This is a genomic window from Streptomyces sp. NPDC046939 (assembly GCF_040644575.1).
In the GTDB taxonomy this organism is placed as follows: Bacteria; Actinomycetota; Actinomycetes; order Streptomycetales; family Streptomycetaceae; genus Streptomyces.
Window position 1 is genome coordinate 22506 of the sequence record NZ_JBEYWV010000013.1, and the last position, 17150, is coordinate 39655.

Genomic DNA, 17150 nt, shown 5'->3' on the forward strand with positions numbered 1-17150 from the left:
GCCCGCGGCGGGGATCGGAGAGGATGACACCGCTCACTGATCACCGATCACCGGTCACCGGGCAGTCCTCGTCGCGGAGTGCCCCTCGGAAAGGAACGGCGAGACCATGCACGTCCCCGACGAAGCCCCCGTCCTCGTACGCAGGGACGGGCGCGCCGCCCATCTCGTCCTCAACCGGCCGCGCGCCCTCAACGCGATCAACCACGCGATGGTGGGCCTCGTCGACCGGGCGCTGACGGAGTGGGAGCACGACGACACCGTGGAGACCGTCGTCGTCAGCGGCGCGGGGGAGCGCGGCCTGTGCGCGGGCGGCGACATCCGCGCCGTGCACGACGACGCCCGCGACGGCGACGGCACCGCCTCCACCGACTTCTGGCGCGACGAGTACCACCTCAACGCCCGCATCGCCCACTACCCCAAGCCGTACGTGGCCCTGATGGACGGCATCGTGATGGGCGGCGGCGTCGGCATCTCCGCGCACGGCGACATCCGGATCGTCACCGAACGCTCCCGGGTCGCCATGCCCGAGACCGGCATCGGCTTCGTCCCCGACGTCGGCGGCACCCACCTCCTCGCCCAGGCCCCCGGCGAACTCGGCACCCGCCTCGCCCTCACCGGGGAGCACATCGGCGCCGGTGACGCCCTGCTGTGCGGCCTCGCCGACCACTACGTCCCCTCGGACGCCCTGCCCGCGCTCCTCGCCGACCTCGCGACGCTGCCCGCACGCGACGCCGTCGCCCGCCACGCACGCCCCGCGCCCGAGGGCGTGCTCGCGGCCCAGCGCCCGTGGACCGACGCCTGCTTCGCGGCCGACAGCGCCGAGGAGATCGTCGCCCGGCTCCTCGACCACGGCGACCCCGCCGCCAAGGAGACGGCCGAGACGCTGCTCGGCAAGTCGCCCACCTCCGTGAAGGTGACGCTCGCCGCCGTGCGCCGGGCCCGCGCGCTCGGCTCCCTGGAGGACGTGCTCGACCAGGAGTACCGCGTGTCCTGCGTCGCCCTGCACAACCCCGACTTCGTCGAGGGCGTCCGCGCCCAGGTCATCGACAAGGACCGCCAGCCGCGCTGGTCCCCGCGCACCCTCGCCGAGGTCACCGACGCCGATGTGGAGCGGCACTTCGCGCCGCTCGGCGAGCGTGAACTGGGGCTCGGCGGCCGCACGTCCTGATGCGGAACGTACGGGCCCGGGGCGCGGGCCCGTACCGGCCGCCTTGGCCATGCACGCGACAGGCGGTACCTTCAGTGCGTATCGACGACAGCACGACGGAAGCCGGTGGAACTCCGGCACGGTCGCGCCACTGTGTGCGAACGGTCCCTGCCCATCAGGCCCGGGCCCGTTCGTGAGTCAGACCCGTGGCTGTCGTCCTGTGCACCACCGAGAGGGGACGCGAATGAATCCCCGAGGAGGCCCCTGCCATGGCACAGCACGTCGCCCAGCCGACTGCCACCACCCCTGAGATCCCGAGCAAGCTGCCGCTGCGGACCATCGCCCCCTGGGCGGTCTTCTTCGGCGTCCTCATGCTCGTCCTGTTGTACTTCGTCGGCGCGGAACAGGGCGCCACCTCCGTGTTCAGCGGCGCCGAAGTCCATGAATGGGTGCACGACGCCCGCCACCTGCTCGGTTTCCCCTGCCACTGACCAGAGGGACACCGCAGAGCCCATGAACTCAAGCACCGTACGCAATCTGCTCGTCCGGGGCATGCTCGCCGGTCTCGCCGCCGGCGTGCTCGCCCTGATCGTCGGGTACTTCCTCGGCGAACCCGGCGTCGACAGCGCCATCCGCTTCGAGGAGTCCTCCCACGCGGGCCACGCCCACGGCGGCGAAGAAGTCGAACTCGTCTCGCGCTCCCTCCAGTCCACGGCCGGACTCGCCACCGGCGTTCTCGTCTACGGCGTCGCCTTCGGCGGCATCGCGGCGCTCGCCTACTGCTTCGCCCTCGGCAGGGTGGGCCGCTTCGGCCCGCGCCCGACGGCGCTGCTGCTCTCCGGCTGCGCCCTGCTCGCCGTCTACGTCGTCCCGTTCCTGAAGTACCCGGCGAACCCGCCCGCCGTCGGCAACCCCGACACCATCGGCAAGCGGACCACCCTGTACTTCCTGATGATCGTGCTGAGCGTACTCCTCGCCGTCGGCGCGACCCTCCTGGGCAAGCGCCTCGCCCCCAGGACCGGCACCTGGTACGCCACCGTCCTCGCGGTGCTCGCCTACGCCGTCGCGACCGGCATCGCGTTCGCGCTGCTGCCGGTCGTCGACGATGTGCCGGACCACTTCCCGGCCACCCTGCTCTGGCGCTTCCGGCTCTCCGCCCTCGCCATGCAGACGGTGCTGTGGGGCGCGTTCGGCCTGGCCTTCGGCGAACTGGCCGAGCGCCTGCTCCACCCCCACCCACTGGCCCCGACCGAAGCGCTACCGGCCCAGCACTGACGGCCCCTCAAACGCGTCGCCGACCCCAGCGGGAGCGTGGTCGGCGACGCCATGGGCTACGGGGCTCAACCCGCCGTCAGCGGTCGGCCCAACCCCACGTTCCAGCGGCCCAAGCGGCCGGTGAACTCCGTGACGGTCAGTGGGAGTACGTCGAAGCGCCAGAAAGCCGCGGGCGGCGCCCCGGTGGCGTGGACGGTCGCCGCCCGTACGACATCCGGCTCGACGACCGCGACCAGGCGCCCCGCGCCCGGCTCCACCCCGTCCAGCCAGCGCCCGACCCGCGCGCACACCTGAGCCACCGATTCGCCGCCCGGCGCCGCGACCTCCGGCTCGGTGAGCCAGCGCCCCAGGGCCTCGGGGTCCGCCGCGCCGACCTCGTCCAGCGTCCTGCCGCGCCACGTTCCCGAGTCAACTCCGGCCAGATCAGCGGAAGTTGTTGCTTCCGTGAGGCCCAGCGCCACCGCTGTCTCCGCGCAGCGCGCACTCGGCGACCTCGCGACCCGGGCATCGGCGGGCAGCGCGCCCGCCGCCGCGCGGGCCCGTGCCGCGCCCGCGGGGTCGAGCGGCTCGTCGGCGTCGAAGGCGGCCCGCCGCTGCGCCACGCTGAACGCGGGCGTCACGAACAGGACGCGGTTGGTCTGGTGCACGGGGACGAGCCTAGTCCGTGGCGGTCCGGGAGCGCTCTCTCAGCCATCCCACAATCGCCGCCCACTTTCTGGTGGTTGCGGGTCGTATGTGCTTGGCGAGACGCGGCGGGAGCGCGACACCCGTAGGCAACAAGCCGTTCACCCACTCTTGACACTGCCACGTCAGAGCGAGAACACTCCCCGGCGAGAGAGCGCTCTCTCGTTCTCTCTCGGCACGCCCCACACCTCGTACCGACACGGCAGGAGGTCTCCATGGCACGGAGATCGAAACTCGTCTCAGGGCTGCTCATATCCGGCGCACTCGTGCTGACCACGATGGGCGTCGGCGGTGTCGCCCTCACCGCGGGCGCCGCCGAGGCTCCCGCACAGCAGACGTCGCACCACCAGGGCCACACGATGGCCGCCTCCACCAAGGCCGCCGCGGAGGACGCGGACGGCGACGGCTACATTCCGGCCAACCCGCCCGTCACCGGCGTCGAACCCTCCACGAAGGTGCCGCCGCACGCGTACTTCCACGAGTTCCAGGCGCACTGCTACGTCACGCACACCAAGCCGGACGACCCGATCGTCTACCCGGGCCAGCCCGGGAAGTCCCACGACCACACGTTCATGGGCAACACCACGACCGACGCGCACAGCACCACCGCGTCGCTGGACAACGGCTCCACCAAGTGCCTCGCGCCCGGCGACAAGTCCGGCTACTGGATGCCGACCATGCTCAACGGCGACCGGCCGGTGCTCCCCGTCGGCGAGCAGACGATCTACTACAAGGCCGGGGTCACCGACTACACGAGCGTGCGGCCCTTCCCGAAGGGGCTGCGGTTCGTCGTCGGGAACCCGATGCAGACCGCGCAGGAGTTCCGCAACCACCCCGGCTTCGTGGAGGGCTGGGAGTGCGGCAACAGTTACTTCAACGTCGACTTCCCGGCCTCCTGCCCCACCTCCCAGGACACCCAGGTCAACATCCGTATGCAGGCCCCGAGTTGCTGGGACGGCAAGTACCTGGACACCCCGGACCACAAGAGCCACATGGCCTACCCGGTGGTGAAGCAGGGCACGAACGACAACGTCTGCCCGGCCGACCACCCCGTCGCGCTGCCGATGATCGAGTTCAAGATGGCGTTCCCGGTCAACGGTGACCTGTCGAAGGTCCGGCTCTCCAGCGGCCGCGGCTACTCGTTCCACTACGACTTCTTCAACGCCTGGGACGACCGCACGCTGAAGGCGATGGTCGACCACTGCGTCGTCGGCGGCCTCCAGTGCGACCCGCGCGGCTACGACCAGAACCACCCCGAGCGGGGCGCGGTCCTCAACGACCGGTACGAACTGCCCTGACCGACACCACCCCGCACGCCCCGGAGCGGCGGCCCCCCTGACCGGCCGCCGCTCCGCCCCCCGGGGCCTCCTCATCCGCCCCCCTTAGCCGCCCCCGGGCCTGCTCATCCGCCCCTCTCATCCGCCCTCCGGGCCTGCTCATCCACACCCCTTCATCCGCCCTCCGGGCCTGCTCATCTGCACCCCCTCATCCGCCCTTCGGGCCTCCTCATCCGCCCCCCTTAGCCGCCCCCGGGCCTGCTCATCCGCCCCTCTCATCCGCCCCCCGGGCCTCCTCATCCGCACCCCCTGAACCGCCCCCGGGCCTCCTCATCCGCACCCCCTCATCTGCCCCCAGGGCCTCCTCATCCGCAACCTCGGATCCCCTCATCAGCTCCAGCCCCCCGACCCCGCCGGAGGTATCCCCATGCGCCCCACCCCCACCCGCACCACCCACACCGCCCGCCGCACGACGCGCCGCCTCGCGATCCCTCTCACCGCCGGCGTGCTCGCGGCCGGTTTCCTCACCCTGCCCTCGCAAGCCGCGCACGCCGCCGCCGACGTCGTTAAGGTGACCGGCTCGCAGGGCAACTGGCAGCTTCAGGTGAACGGGTCGCCGTATCAGATCAAGGGGCTGACCTGGGGCCCGTCCGTCGCGGACGCGGACCGGTACCTGCCCGACCTCAGGTCCATGGGCGTCAACACCATCCGCACCTGGGGCACCGACGCCTCCAGCAAGCCGCTGTTCGACTCCGCCGCCGCGCACGGCGTCAAGGTCATCGCCGGGTTCTGGCTCCAGCCCGGCGGCGGCCCGGGCAGCGGTGGCTGTGTGAACTACCTGACGGACACCGCGTACAAGAACCAGATGCTCGACGAGTTCCCGAAGTGGGCGCAGACCTACAAGGACAACCCGGGCGTCCTGATGTGGAACGTCGGCAACGAGTCCGTCCTCGGCCTCCAGAACTGCTACAGCGGTGACGAACTGGAGAGGCAGCGCAACGCCTACACCACCTTCGTCAACGACATCACCAAGAAGATCCACGCCGTCGACCCCAACCACCCGGTCACCTCCACCGACGCCTGGGTCGGCGCCTGGCCCTACTACAAGCGCAACGCCCCCGACCTCGACCTGTACGCCGTCAACTCCTACAACGCCGTCTGTGACGTCAAGGCGGCCTGGGAGCAGGGCGGTTACACCAAGCCGTACATCGTCACCGAGACCGGGCCCGCGGGGGAGTGGGAGGTGCCGGACGACGCCAACGGGGTGCCGCAGGAACCCACCGACCAGGCCAAGGCCGAGGGCTACACCAAGGCGTGGGGCTGCGTCACCGGGCACAAGGGCGTCGCGCTCGGCGCCACCATGTTCCACTACGGCACCGAGTACGACTTCGGCGGCATCTGGTTCAACCTGCTGCCCGCGGGCGAGAAGCGGCTGTCCTACTACGCCGTGAAGCGGGCCTACGGAGCGGACACCTCCCGCGACAACACCCCGCCGGTCATCTCGCGGATGGACATCGAGGGCGGCGCCACGAACGTGCCCGCCGGACGTGACCTCATCATCTCCACCACGGCGACCGACCCGAACGGCGACCAGCTCTCCTACCAGGTCCTCAGCAACAGCAACTACATCGACCAGAGCAAGCAGCTCGTGCCCCTGCAGGTCACCAACCTGGGCTCCGGACGGCTCAAGGTGACCGCCCCCGACAAGCCCGGCGTGTGGAAGATCTACGTCAAGGCCACCGACGGCCACGGCAACGTCGGCGTCGAGACCCGCTCCGTACGGGTCGTCCCGCCGCCCGTCAACGGCACCAACATCGCCCTGAACCGGCCCGCCACCGCCTCCTCGCAGCAGACGAGCGACTACGGCGACTGCCCGTGCACCGCGCCGCAGGCCGTCGACGGCAAGAACGACACCCGCTGGGCGAGCGACTGGAGCGACCCGCAGTGGCTCCAGGTCGACCTGGGTTCGCGCCGCTCGTTCCGGCACGTACAGCTCACCTGGGAGACCTCGTACGCGAAGGCGTACACCATCCAGACCTCGGACGACGGCCAGAACTGGACGACCGTCCGCCAGGTCACCGACGGCAACGGCGGCGTCGACGACTTCGACGTGACCGGCACGGGACGCTACGTCCGCGTGAACGGCACCGCCCGCGGCACCGGATACGGCTACTCGCTCTACGAGTTCGGGATCTACAGCTGAGCGCTGCCGGCATCCGCGCCAGGCAGCAGGCAGCACATACAGGGGAGACGAGGGGTGGGGGCCATGACCGACGAGGAGCCGGACCGGCTGACCGAGAAGCTGAGTCCGCGGCAGAAGGTGCGGCTCCTGACGGGCGGCACCACCTGGCGCACCCGCGCCGAACCCGCCGTGGGCCTGGACGAGATCGTCACCTCGGACGGGCCCGCGGGGGTGCGGGGCGAGGCATGGGACGAGCGCCTCACCTCGCTCCTGCTCCCCTCCGCGTCGGCGCTCGCGGCGGCCTGGGACGAGCAACTGGTGCGAGAAGTGGGCGGGTTGCTCGCGCGGGAGGCGCGTCGGAAAGGCGTGCACGTCGTCCTCGCCCCCAACCTCAATCTGCACCGCTCGCCGCTGGCCGGGCGTCACTTCGAGTGCTTCTCGGAGGACCCCTGGCTCGTGGGCCGGACCGGTGCCGCGCTGATCCGCGGCCTCCAAGGCGGAGGCGTCGCGGCGACGGCCAAGCACCTCGTCGCCAACGACTCCGAGACGGGCCGTCTGACGGTGGACGTACGGGTCGACGAACGGACCCTGCGCGAGGTCTGCCTCGCCCCCTTCGAGGCCGCCGTCGAGGCCGGGGTCTGGGCGGTCATGGCCGGATACAACCGCGTCAACGGCGCGACGATGACCGCCAGTCCGCTCCTCGCGCGCCCGCTGAAGGACGAGTGGGGCTTCGACGGTGTCGTGGTGTCCGACTGGGGCGCCCTGCGCACGGCGGTCGACACGGGAAACGCGGCGCTCGACCTCGCGATGCCGGGCCCCGGCGGCCCCTGGGACGAGACGCTCGCCGACGCCGTGGCCGCCGGTCTCGTCCCGCAGGCCGTGATCGACGACAAGGTGCGCCGGCTGATCCTCCTCGCCCAGCGCGTCGGCGCGCTGAACGGGGCGCCCGCCCCCCGGCCCCGTACGGTTCCGGGCGCCCGCCGGCTGCTCCGCCGCGCCGCCGCCTCGGGCACGGTCCTGCTCAGAAACGACGGCGTACTCCCGCTCGGGCAGGGCGAGTTGCGTACGCTCGCCGTGATCGGCGCCCATGCCACGGCGCCCCGCGTACAGGGCGGCGGCAGCGCCGGTGTCTTCCCCGAACGGGTCGTGTCACCGCTGGAGGGGATACGGGAGCGGTTGCGGGGGCAGGCCCGCGTCGTGCACGCCCCCGGCCCCGGCCTCGGCGCCCCGCCCGCCCCGCTCGGGCCCCGTGACTGCGTCGACCCGCGCTCCGGCGCCCCCGGCGTGCTCCTCCGTGTGCTGGATGCCGACGGTGCCGAGCTGTACGCCGAGCACCGGGGCACGGGTCGCCTGCTCGAACCCGGCCTGCGGGACGGCGCCCGTACCGTGGAGATCAGCGCCCTGCTGACGCCGGGGACCGGTGGCCGTTGGACGTTCGGGCTCGGCGGGTTCGGCCGGATGTCGCTGACCGTGGACGGGCGGCCGCTGATCGACGGCACGTACCCGCGCCGCACCGACGACCCGGCGGTCGTCCATGTCACCCCGCCAGGGCCGACGGCCCGTCACACCCTCACCGAGGGCGTGCCCGTGCTCGTCGTGGCGCGGCGCGAACTCGCCCCCGACACCGGCCGCGCCACCGTCCTGACGGCGGCCCCGCCCGCCACCCCCGACGCGGACGCCCTCGCCCAGGCGGTCGCCGCGGCGCGCTCCGCCGACGCCGCGATCGTCGTCGTCGGCACCACCGACGGAAGCGAGTCGGAGGGACACGACCGCACCGGCCTCGCCCTGCCCGGCCGCCAGGACGACCTCGTGCGCGCCGTCGCCGCCGCCAACCCCCGTACGGTCGTGGTGGTCAACTCCGGCGGCCCGGTCGAACTACCGTGGCGCCACGAGGTCGGCGCCGTCCTGCTCACCTGGCTGCCGGGACAGGAGGCGGGTGGCGCGCTCGCCGACGTCCTGTTCGGCGACGTCGAGCCCGGCGGGCGGCTCCCCACCACCTGGCCCGCGCGCCTCGCGGACGCCCCGGTCACGGCGACCCGGCCGGTCGGGGGCAGGCTCACGTACGACGAGGGCGTCCACGTCGGACACCGGGGCTGGCTGCGCGATGGTCGCGCCCCCGCCTACTGGTTCGGGCACGGACTCGGCTACACGACATGGGCGTACGAGCATGTCGACGCCCCCGAAACCGTCGACGAGGGCGCCGGGTTCACCGTGACCGCGCTGGTCAGGAACGCGGGCGGACGGCCCGGCCGCGAGGTCGTGCAGGTCTACCTCTCCCGGCCCGACTCGCGGATCGAGCGGCCCGTGCGCTGGCTCGCCGGGTACGCCGCCGTGCATGCGGGCCCCGGCGAGACGGCGCGCGCCGAGGTCGTCGTGGCGGCGCGCTCGCTGCGGCACTGGGACGTCGCCGGGCAGTGGTGGGCGGGGGAGCCGGGCCGGTTCACCGTGCACGTGGGCCGCTCGGCCGACGACCTGCCGCTCACCACGCGCGTACGGGTCGTCGGCCGAGCGTCAGAGAGCGCTCTATGCGCGGTGCGGAGGCCCGATTAAGCTGCCCGCATGCAACGACAGTCCCTGACGCTGGAGGACGTCGCGCGTGAGGCGGGGGTCTCACGGGCGACCGTGTCGCGAGTGATCAACGACGTCCCCAGCGTGGACCCCGCCATCCGCGAGACCGTGCGCGAGGCGATCAGGCGCACCGGCTACACCCCCAACAGGGCGGCGCGTGCGCTGGTCACGCGGCGGGCGGAGACCATCGCGCTGGTGGTGTCGGGGGCGGGCGAGGAGGACGAGGGCGCGCAGAACGCGTTCGCGGCGCGGGTCTTCGCCGACCCCTTCTTCGGCCGCATCGTCAGCGGTGTCGTGGCGTTCCTGCGGACGCGGTCCATGCACCCGGTGCTCATGTTCGCCGAGTCGGGGGCCGCCCGCGAGGAGGTGATGGCGTATCTGCGCCAGGGCCGGGCCGACGGCGCGCTCGTCGTCTCCACGCACGCGGAGGACCCGCTGCCGCCCCTGCTCGCCCGGGACCGGCTGCCCGCCGTGTGCTTCGCGCGGCCCGCCCTCCCCGCGCCGGTCAGCTACGTGGACCTGGCGCACGGCGAGGGCGGCAGGATGGCGGCGCAGCATCTCCTGGAGCGCGGGCGGCGCCGCCTCGCGACCGTGTCGGGCCCGCTCGACCTGCCCGCCGGGCAGCAGCGGCTCGCCGGGTTCCGGGAGGCGGTGGAGCGGGCCGGGATGCCGTACGTGCCGATCGCGGAGGGCGGCTTCACGCTGGACAGCGGGGCGGCCGCCATGGCGCGGCTCCTCGACGACCATCCGCACCTGGACGGGGTGTTCGCCGCCAACGACCTGATGGCGCAGGGCGTGTGCCAGGTCCTGCGGGAGCGCGGGCGGCGCATCCCCGAGGACGTCTCGGTGGTCGGGTTCGACGACTCCAGCATCGCGATCACCTGCACCCCGCCGCTGACGACCGTGCGCCAGCCGGTGGAGGAGATGGCCATGGCCATGGCGCGCATCCTCCAGGAGCACATCGAGGGCGAACGCACGGAACCGACCTCGCTCATCTTCGAACCCGAGCTGGTGGTCCGCGCGTCGACCTGAGATCCGTCCGGGCTCTCAGCGGCGGTCGAGCACCGCCACCAGCGTGAGCAGCGCCAGGAGCAGCCCGGCGAACCAGGTCATCGCGGCCGTGGCGGTGAGCGCCAGCGTGGCGACGCCGATGGCGACCGCGGGGACGCTCAGGCCCAGGTACGCGACGAGGAACAGGCTCGCCAGGGCCTCGCTGCGGCGCGCGGGCGCGGCCATCGCGACGACCCGGCCCACGGCGGCCTTGAACAGCAGGCCCGCGCCGACGCCCGCCGCGACGCCGCCGGTCAGGAACGCGGCGAGGCTCGCGGTGTGCATGCCGACCACCAGCGTCAGGAACCCGGCACCCTCGGCGAGCAGGCCCGCGGTCATCTTCGTACGGGGCGCGAGCCGCTGGGTCAGCGTCTGGGCGAGGGCCGCGCCGCCGAACACCGCGAAGACGATGCCGCCCGCGAGGGCCCGGGACGGGTGGCCGAGCGTGTGCCCGACGAACCCGGCGGCGATGGACGTGAACAGGCCGAACACCGCGAAGGAGGCGAAGCCGGCGGCCGCCGCGGCGACGTACCCGGCGCGGTCCCCGTGGTCGGCGCTCACCCGCTGCGGCCGGTACTTCGGCCGGACCGGCAACGCCGCGACGGTCTCGGGGGCCAGGGCGAGCGCGGCCATGACCAGGACGAGCAGCACGGCGAAGACCGCGTACGGCACCCGCAGCGGCGCCCCCGCGTACTGGGCGAGGAACCCGGCGACGAGCGGGCCGAGCCCGAGGCCGCCGATGTTGGCCGCGGTGGAGACCGTCTCGAACCGCTGCGCGGAGGCGCCGGGCCGGTGCGCGGCGTGCAGTTCGTGCAGGTGCGCGGTGGCCGTGGCGGTCAGCATGCCGACGCCGAGACCGGTGACGAACCGGGCCACGAGCAGCATGGGCAGCGCGGCGGTCGACAGGAAGAGCAGCGCCGCGACCAGTTCCAGGGCGAGCGCCGCCAGGAGGATCCTGCGGCGGCCCACCCAGTCCGAGACGTGCCCGGCGAGGACGAGGCTGACCATGACGCCCACCGAGTAGACGGCGAAGACGACGGTGACCATGAAGGTGGAGAAGCCGTCCCGCGCCTCATAGAGCGGGTACAGCGGCGTCGGCACGGTGGAGAACGCCATGGCGACGAGGAACGCGGTGGCGACCGCCCAGAAGCCGACGCCGTGGCGGGCGGAGCCGGTGGCCTCCGGAGCGGACCTGGTGGTGCGTGGGGGTGTCGTCATGGTGGCCATGGCGTGCTCCGATCTCGACAAGATCCGTGGTGCGGACGTGTCTCACTGTGCGCCCGCACCTGCCATCGCGTCCAACGAATCTTCGAGCTGGCAGCGATCTCGATGTGCGATAGTCGAGCGCGTGGAGCTACGCCATCTCGAGTACTTCGTCGCCGTCGCCGAGGAACAGAACTTCACGCGCGCCGCGGCCCGACTGCACATCGTCCAGTCCGCGGTCTCCGCCGCGGTCAAGGCCCTGGAGCGCGAGCTCGACGCCCGGCTCCTCGACCGCAACTCCAAGCGGGTGCTGCTCACCGACGCGGGTCGTGCCCTGCTGCCCAAGGCCCGGATCGCCCTGGACGCCGCGCGGGACGCGGCGGACGCCGTCGCGGAGGTGCGCGGCGGGCTGCGCGGCACCCTGCGCGTCGGCACGCTGACCTCGATCCGGCTGATCGACCTGCCCGCGCTGCTCGGTGAGTTCCACCGCCGCCACCCGGGTGTGCAGGTGCAGATCAGCGTCGCGCCGACCGGTTCGCGGGGCCATCTGGAGGCGCTGGTCGAACGCCGTCTCGACCTGGCCTTCGTCTCCCTGCCGGGCCCGCGCCCGCCGGGCGTCGAACTGCTGCCGCTGACCGGCTCGACGCTGTACCTCGTCGTGCCGCCGGACCATCCGCTGGCCGGGCGCGAGGAGGTGGAGATCGGTGAGCTGGCCGGGCTGCGGTTCATCGACTGTCCCGTCGGCTACGGCAACCGGGCCGTCGCCGACCGGGCGTTCGCGGCGGCCGGGGTGCCGCGCCACGTCACCATCGAGATCACCGACATCGCCACCAGCGCGGACTATGTGCGCGCGGGCCTCGGCGTGGCGCTGCTCCCGCGCTTCCTCGCCGACACCGCGCACGGCCTGTCGGTGATCCCCGTGACCGGCGCCGACCTGCACTGGCCACTCTCCCTCGCGGCCCCCGCGGACCGTACGCGGGGCGCCGCGGCCCGCGCGCTGACCGAGCTGCTGCGGGAGTTCGTGCCGTCGGGGTGAGCGGATGGCTCAGGCCGCGTCGCGCGCCACCTTCCGCGCCCACAGCACCAGCGGCACCTGCAACGGGACCCGGGCCGCGGCCGCGCGGCGCAGCGGGGCGGGGCGGTCGCGCCAGTCGACGGCCATCTTCACGTTGGCGGGCGCGACGGCGACGAAGAAGGCGGCCGCGGCGCCGGCCGTGCGCCTGCGGGTGTGCGGCAGCGCGATCCCGGCCGCGAGCGCCAGCTCGACCGCGCCGCTGGCGTAGGTCCAGGCGCGGGGCGAGCCCGGCAGCGTACGCGGCACGATCGAGTCGAAGGGCTTCGGCAGCAGGAAGTGGGCGACCCCGGCGCCGGCCAGGAGACCGGCGAGGAGCTGGGGCGAACGGACGCGGCGCACGGGGGCCTCCGGGGGTGCGGTCGAGCTGCGGGCGGGTGCTGCCGCATGATCCTACTGACCGGTAAGTAAGAATGCAGCCCCCGTCCGGCGCCGCCCCCGCTCAGACCCTGCGGTAGCGCGCCAGCGCGAACGAGAACAGCCCGAACAGGAGCAGCCCGAACGCCACCAGCGCCAGGAGCCACGGGCCCGCCGGGGTCCCGGCGAAGGCGCGCAGGGTGCCATCGACGCCCTTGGCCTCGTCCGGGTCGTACTGCGCGGCGGCGATCAGGATGAACAGGCCCGCGCCCGCGTAGATCAGGCCACGCGCCACGCCGCCGCTGACGCCGAGCACGTCGATGCCGCGCCGCACCTGCCGCGACATCTGCGCCTTCTTGAGGTGCTTGTGGTACTTGCGCTGCGCCGCCCGCACCCCGACGCCGATCCCGATGCCTATGATCACCAGCCCGGCGATGCCGACCAGCCAGCGGCCCGCCGGGAGGTCGAGCGCGCGGGCCGTGAAGTCGTGGGACTTCGCGTCGCTGCCCTTGTTCTTGCGGGCGGACGCCGCGAACGACAGCACGGAGTAGGCCATCACCCCGTAGAAGACGAACCGGCCGGCCGACAGCGCGCGCTTGCCGGGCTTGTCCCCGTTCGGGCCCGCCGAGCCGAACAGCGCCTCGCTGAGCCGCCACAGCGCCATGCCGACCAGACCGATCCCGACGGCCCACACGAGGACCTTGCCGAACGGCTGCTGGGCCAGTTCGCGGATGGCGCCGCTGCTGTCGGCCTCCTGGTTCTCGCCGCCGAACGCCACGCGCAGCGCCAGGACGCCGATCAGGATGTACAGCACGCCGCGTGCGATCAGTCCGACGCGCGCCCCGGTGTCGACGACCGAACTGTTCGCCGCCTGCCGGGCCTTGGCCTTGCCCGTGACCATGCTCGCTCTCACTTGCCCTCCTCGTCCGCCGTCGCGCCCGGTGCGGCGCAGGCGACAACTTCCCCGGTCCGGGCCGCACATGCGGGGGCGGGCGACACGGCCGGGAGGGTGATGCGGGTGGGGCGGCGGGGGCGCACGGAAAGATCATGGCCCGACTTTGAACTCGTTGATGACAAAGTATGGACGAGATGAGCAGAAGTCCCCTAGCGTGACGGCGCATCAACCGTAGGAGCCCCGGCTTCCGCACCCCCGCGGGGCCGTTCAGCTCGACCGGAGTGCGACCCGGCGGCCTCCGGTCCCGTCCTGGAGGACCGATGCATCCACGGCTGTTCCGCCGCGCCCACAGACGTCTCGCCACCCTGCTCGTCGGGGGCTTCCTGGCCGGAGGCGTGTGGGCCGCGCCCCCGTCCGTCGCCGCCGACGCCGCCATACCGCCCCAGGAACCCGGCGTGACGCTGCGCGTCTTCGACACGCAGGTCCCGCTCAGCAAGCTCTGCACGCTCAAGCCCGGCCAGACGCCCAACCACGACAAGCTGATGAAGACCGTGGACTGGTCCACGACCGAGGACTTCGGCGGCTTCGCCGACAACTTCTCGGCGCAGGCGTCCGGTTACCTCGTCGTTCCGAGCGACGGGACGTACAGCTTCCGGCTCACCAGCGACGACGGCTCGCGGCTCACCATCGACGACCGCGAGGTCATCGACCACGACGGGCTGCACGGCGCCGAGCCCAAGGACGGGGCCGTGCAACTCACCGCGGGCTCCCACCCGTTCCGCGTCGACTACTTCGAGGCGGGCGGCGGCCAGCAGCTCACCCTCGCCTGGAAGCCGCCGGGCGCCGCCGACTTCACCGTCGTACCGAACGAGTCCCTGACCACCGACGCGGGTGTCGTCCGCGTCACCGCGCCCGGCCGCAAGGAGTGCGAGGCCGGTACGGACAGCCCCGGCGACGGCCTCCCGCTGACCGGCGTACGCCCCGACCTCGACCTCACCGATCTGCGCCCCGACGGGTTCGAGCCGCAGGTCACCGGCATGGACTGGCTGCCCGACGGGCGCCTCGCGCTCAGCACGTGGGGCGGCACGGACAACGTGGCGGGGGAGGTGTACCTCCTCGACCACGTCACCGGGAAGACCGACCGCACCAAGGTCGGCGTCAAGAAGATCGCGAGCGGCCTTCGCGAGCCGATGGGCCTCAAGTACGTCGACGGGTCCCTGTACGTCTCGCAGAAGCACGAGCTGACGCGGCTCGTGGACACGAACAAGGACGGGGTCACCGACGAGTACAAGACGGTCGCGACCTTCCCGTGGGGCAAGAACTTCCACGAGTTCGCCTTCGGCCTGCTCTACCGCGACGGCTACTTCTACGTGAACCTCTCCGTCGCCATCAACTACGGCGGCGCGACCACCACCCCGCAGCCCGTCGCCGGCCGCGGCACGACGTACAGGATCAGCAAGAGGACGGGGGAGCTGCACGCCGTCGCGGGCGGGCTCCGCACCCCGAACGGGATCGGCTGGGGCCCCGACGGGTCGATCTTCACCACCGACAACCAGGGCGGCTGGCTGCCCGCCTCCAAGCTCGTCCAGATCAAGCAGGACCGCTTCTTCAACCACTACACGGAGCCGTCCGGCCGCTTCGACGACAAGCCCGTCACCCAGCCGGTGCTCTGGCTGCCGCAGAACGAGATAGCCAACTCGCCCAGCACCCCGCTGACCCTCACCAAGGGGCAGTTCGCCGGGCAGATGCTCTTCGGTGACGTCACCTACGGCGGTCTCCAGCGCGGCTACCTGGAGAAGGTGAAGGGGCAGTACCAGGGCGCCGTCTTCCGCTACACGCAAGGGCTCGAAGCGGGGGTCAACCGGATCACCGTCGGCCCCGACGGCGCGATCTACACGGGCGGGCTCGGCGCCGACGGCAACTGGGGCCAGGAGGGCAAGCTCCGCTTCGGCCTCCAGAAGCTCACCCCGAACGGCGGCAACACCTTCGACATCAAGGAGATGCGCGCCGTCCCCGGCGGCTTCGACCTGACGTACACGCAGCCGCTGTCGCAGGAGACCGCGGACAAGCTGGCCGAGCGCTACACCGCCGAACAGTGGCGCTACACGCCGACCAGCGACTACGGCGGCCCGAAGATCGCCGAGGAGAAGCTCGCGGTGCGCTCGGCGACCCTCGCCGACAAGGGCCGCACGGTGAAGCTGCGGCTCGACGGGCTCAAGCCCGGCCGCGTCGTGCACGTCCGCTCGCCGCGCCCCTTCGCGTCCGCCTCCGGCGAGACGCTGTGGAGCACCGAGGCGTGGTACACGCTCAACGAGATGCCGGGCGCGCAGCCGCCGGCCGCCACGCAGTACGAGGCCGAGGAGGCGCGCCTGACCGGTACGGCCGGGATCAACCGCGACCACACCGGCTTCTCCGGCAGCGGCTTCGTCGACCGCTACAACACCGAGGGCAAGGCCGCCACGACCTTCGACGTGACGGTCCCCAAGGCGGGCGTCTACGACGTCAACCTGCGCTACTCCAACGGACCCAACCCCTACGAGGGCACCAAGTCCCTCTCCCTGTACGCCAACGGGCAGAAGCTGCGGCAGACCCAGCTCCCCTCGACGGGAAACTGGGACACCTGGTCGACGAAGACCGAACGCGTCACCCTGCGCGCGGGCAAGAACACGATCGCCTACCGTTTCGACACCGGTGACGCGGGCCATGTCAACCTCGACCTGATCACCGTGCGCCCGCAGGGCTCCCCGGTCGCCCTCTTCGACGGCACGGGCGCCTCGCAGGCCCAGTGGCAGCATCCGGACGGCCGGACCATCCAGTGGCCGCTCGCGGCCGAGAAGTCGATGGAGGTGTGCTGCGGCGACATCCGCACCAAGGACGCCTACCAGGACTTCCGCCTCCACGCCGAGTTCCGCGTCCCGCTCCTGCCGGACGACGTCACCGGGCAGAACCGCGGCAACAGCGGCATCTACCTCCAGGACCGCTACGAGCTCCAGATCCTGGACTCGTACGGCGACACCACCCTCGACACCAACGAGGCGGGGGCGATCTATCTGAAGAAGGCGCCGGACGTCAACGCGGCGACGGCGCCCGAGACATGGCAGACGTACGACATCACGTTCCGCGCGGCGCGCTTCGACGACAGCGGCAAGAAGACCGCCGACGCGCGGGTGACCGTGGTGTGGAACGGCAAGAAGGTCCATGACGACATCGCCCTCGACGGCCCGACCGCCGGCGCGGGCGTGCCGGAAGGCCCCGCGGCCGGGCCGCTCCGGCTCCAGGACCACGGCAACCCGGTCCGCTTCCGGAACCTCCGGGTGACGCCGCTGGGCTGAGCCACGGCCGGGTGAGTCCGCCGCGTCCGCGCCCCGGAGACCTCCCGGGGCGCGGACGCGGCGCGACCACCGCCGACCGGGCTCGGTGTCGGCGTGACCTTCGCGGCC

13 protein-coding genes and 1 riboswitch are annotated in these 17150 nt (G+C 72.6%); of the genes, 9 read left to right on the forward strand and 4 right to left on the reverse strand.

The features are described 5' to 3' along the window. The first annotated feature begins 106 nt into the window (after nucleotides 1-106). The 3 genes from ABZ877_RS16135 to ABZ877_RS16145 all read left to right on the forward strand — a co-directional run bounded on the left by ABZ877_RS16135 (nucleotide 107) and on the right by ABZ877_RS16145 (nucleotide 2422). Entirely contained in the window at nucleotides 107-1168 is a 1062-nt protein-coding gene (locus ABZ877_RS16135) for an enoyl-CoA hydratase/isomerase family protein (protein ID WP_361070591.1), read from the forward strand. A gap of 97 nt (nucleotides 1169-1265) precedes the next feature. Beyond that, a riboswitch (cobalamin riboswitch) is annotated at nucleotides 1266-1351 on the forward strand. Nucleotides 1352-1416: 65 nt separating this feature from the next. Further along, entirely contained in the window at nucleotides 1417-1638 is a 222-nt protein-coding gene (locus tag ABZ877_RS16140; protein ID WP_361070594.1) for a CbtB-domain containing protein, read from the forward strand. 22 nt (nucleotides 1639-1660) lie between these two features. Next, nucleotides 1661-2422 carry a CbtA family protein gene (locus ABZ877_RS16145; protein ID WP_361070596.1) on the forward strand — a complete coding sequence of 254 codons (762 nt, stop codon included), beginning with the start codon at nucleotides 1661-1663 and terminating at the stop codon, nucleotides 2420-2422. A gap of 65 nt (nucleotides 2423-2487) precedes the next feature. Here the strand turns inward: ABZ877_RS16145 and ABZ877_RS16150 are convergent, their stop codons facing one another. Then, a complete protein-coding gene (locus tag ABZ877_RS16150) occupies nucleotides 2488-3069 on the reverse strand; it encodes a histidine phosphatase family protein (protein WP_361070599.1) in 582 nt (193 codons plus the stop codon). A 252-nt stretch (nucleotides 3070-3321) separates the two neighbouring features. On the opposite strand from ABZ877_RS16150, the gene ABZ877_RS16155 reads away from it, so the two are divergent. The 4 genes from ABZ877_RS16155 (at nucleotide 3322) to ABZ877_RS16170 (ending at nucleotide 10165) form a co-directional block, all read left to right on the forward strand. Beyond that, nucleotides 3322-4404, forward strand: coding sequence for a DUF1996 domain-containing protein (locus ABZ877_RS16155; RefSeq protein WP_361070602.1), 1083 nt, complete (start codon nucleotides 3322-3324; stop codon nucleotides 4402-4404). A gap of 406 nt (nucleotides 4405-4810) precedes the next feature. After that, nucleotides 4811-6586, forward strand: coding sequence for a discoidin domain-containing protein (locus ABZ877_RS16160; RefSeq protein WP_361070604.1), 1776 nt, complete (start codon nucleotides 4811-4813; stop codon nucleotides 6584-6586). A gap of 63 nt (nucleotides 6587-6649) precedes the next feature. Beyond that, on the forward strand, nucleotides 6650-9115 hold the full coding sequence (locus ABZ877_RS16165; protein ID WP_361070607.1) for a glycoside hydrolase family 3 C-terminal domain-containing protein: 2466 nt from the start codon (nucleotides 6650-6652) through the stop codon (nucleotides 9113-9115). A 9-nt stretch (nucleotides 9116-9124) separates the two neighbouring features. Then, nucleotides 9125-10165, forward strand: coding sequence for a LacI family DNA-binding transcriptional regulator (locus tag ABZ877_RS16170; protein ID WP_361070609.1), 1041 nt, complete (start codon nucleotides 9125-9127; stop codon nucleotides 10163-10165). Nucleotides 10166-10180: 15 nt separating this feature from the next. Here ABZ877_RS16170 and ABZ877_RS16175 read toward each other — a convergent pair whose 3' ends face one another. Continuing rightward, a complete protein-coding gene (locus tag ABZ877_RS16175) occupies nucleotides 10181-11410 on the reverse strand; it encodes an MFS transporter (protein ID WP_361070612.1) in 1230 nt (409 codons plus the stop codon). A gap of 121 nt (nucleotides 11411-11531) precedes the next feature. Here ABZ877_RS16175 and ABZ877_RS16180 point away from each other — a divergent pair, with 121 nt between their 5' ends. Then, the gene (locus tag ABZ877_RS16180) at nucleotides 11532-12422 is read left to right on the forward strand and encodes a LysR family transcriptional regulator (RefSeq protein WP_361070615.1); all 891 of its coding nucleotides are present in this window, start codon (nucleotides 11532-11534) and stop codon (nucleotides 12420-12422) included. Between the two features lie 9 nt (nucleotides 12423-12431). Here the strand turns inward: ABZ877_RS16180 and ABZ877_RS16185 are convergent, their stop codons facing one another. Further along, nucleotides 12432-12800, reverse strand: a complete 369-nt coding sequence (locus ABZ877_RS16185) for a hypothetical protein (RefSeq protein ID WP_361070617.1) — start codon at nucleotides 12798-12800, stop codon at nucleotides 12432-12434. 100 nt (nucleotides 12801-12900) lie between these two features. Further along, nucleotides 12901-13716, reverse strand: coding sequence for a DUF1206 domain-containing protein (locus ABZ877_RS16190; protein ID WP_361071084.1), 816 nt, complete (start codon nucleotides 13714-13716; stop codon nucleotides 12901-12903). A 314-nt stretch (nucleotides 13717-14030) separates the two neighbouring features. Between ABZ877_RS16190 and ABZ877_RS16195 the strand changes: the two genes are divergently transcribed. Beyond that, complete coding sequence (locus ABZ877_RS16195) at nucleotides 14031-17042, forward strand: family 16 glycoside hydrolase (RefSeq protein ID WP_361070620.1); 3012 nt, start codon at nucleotides 14031-14033, stop codon at nucleotides 17040-17042. Nucleotides 17043-17150: the final 108 nt, after the last annotated feature.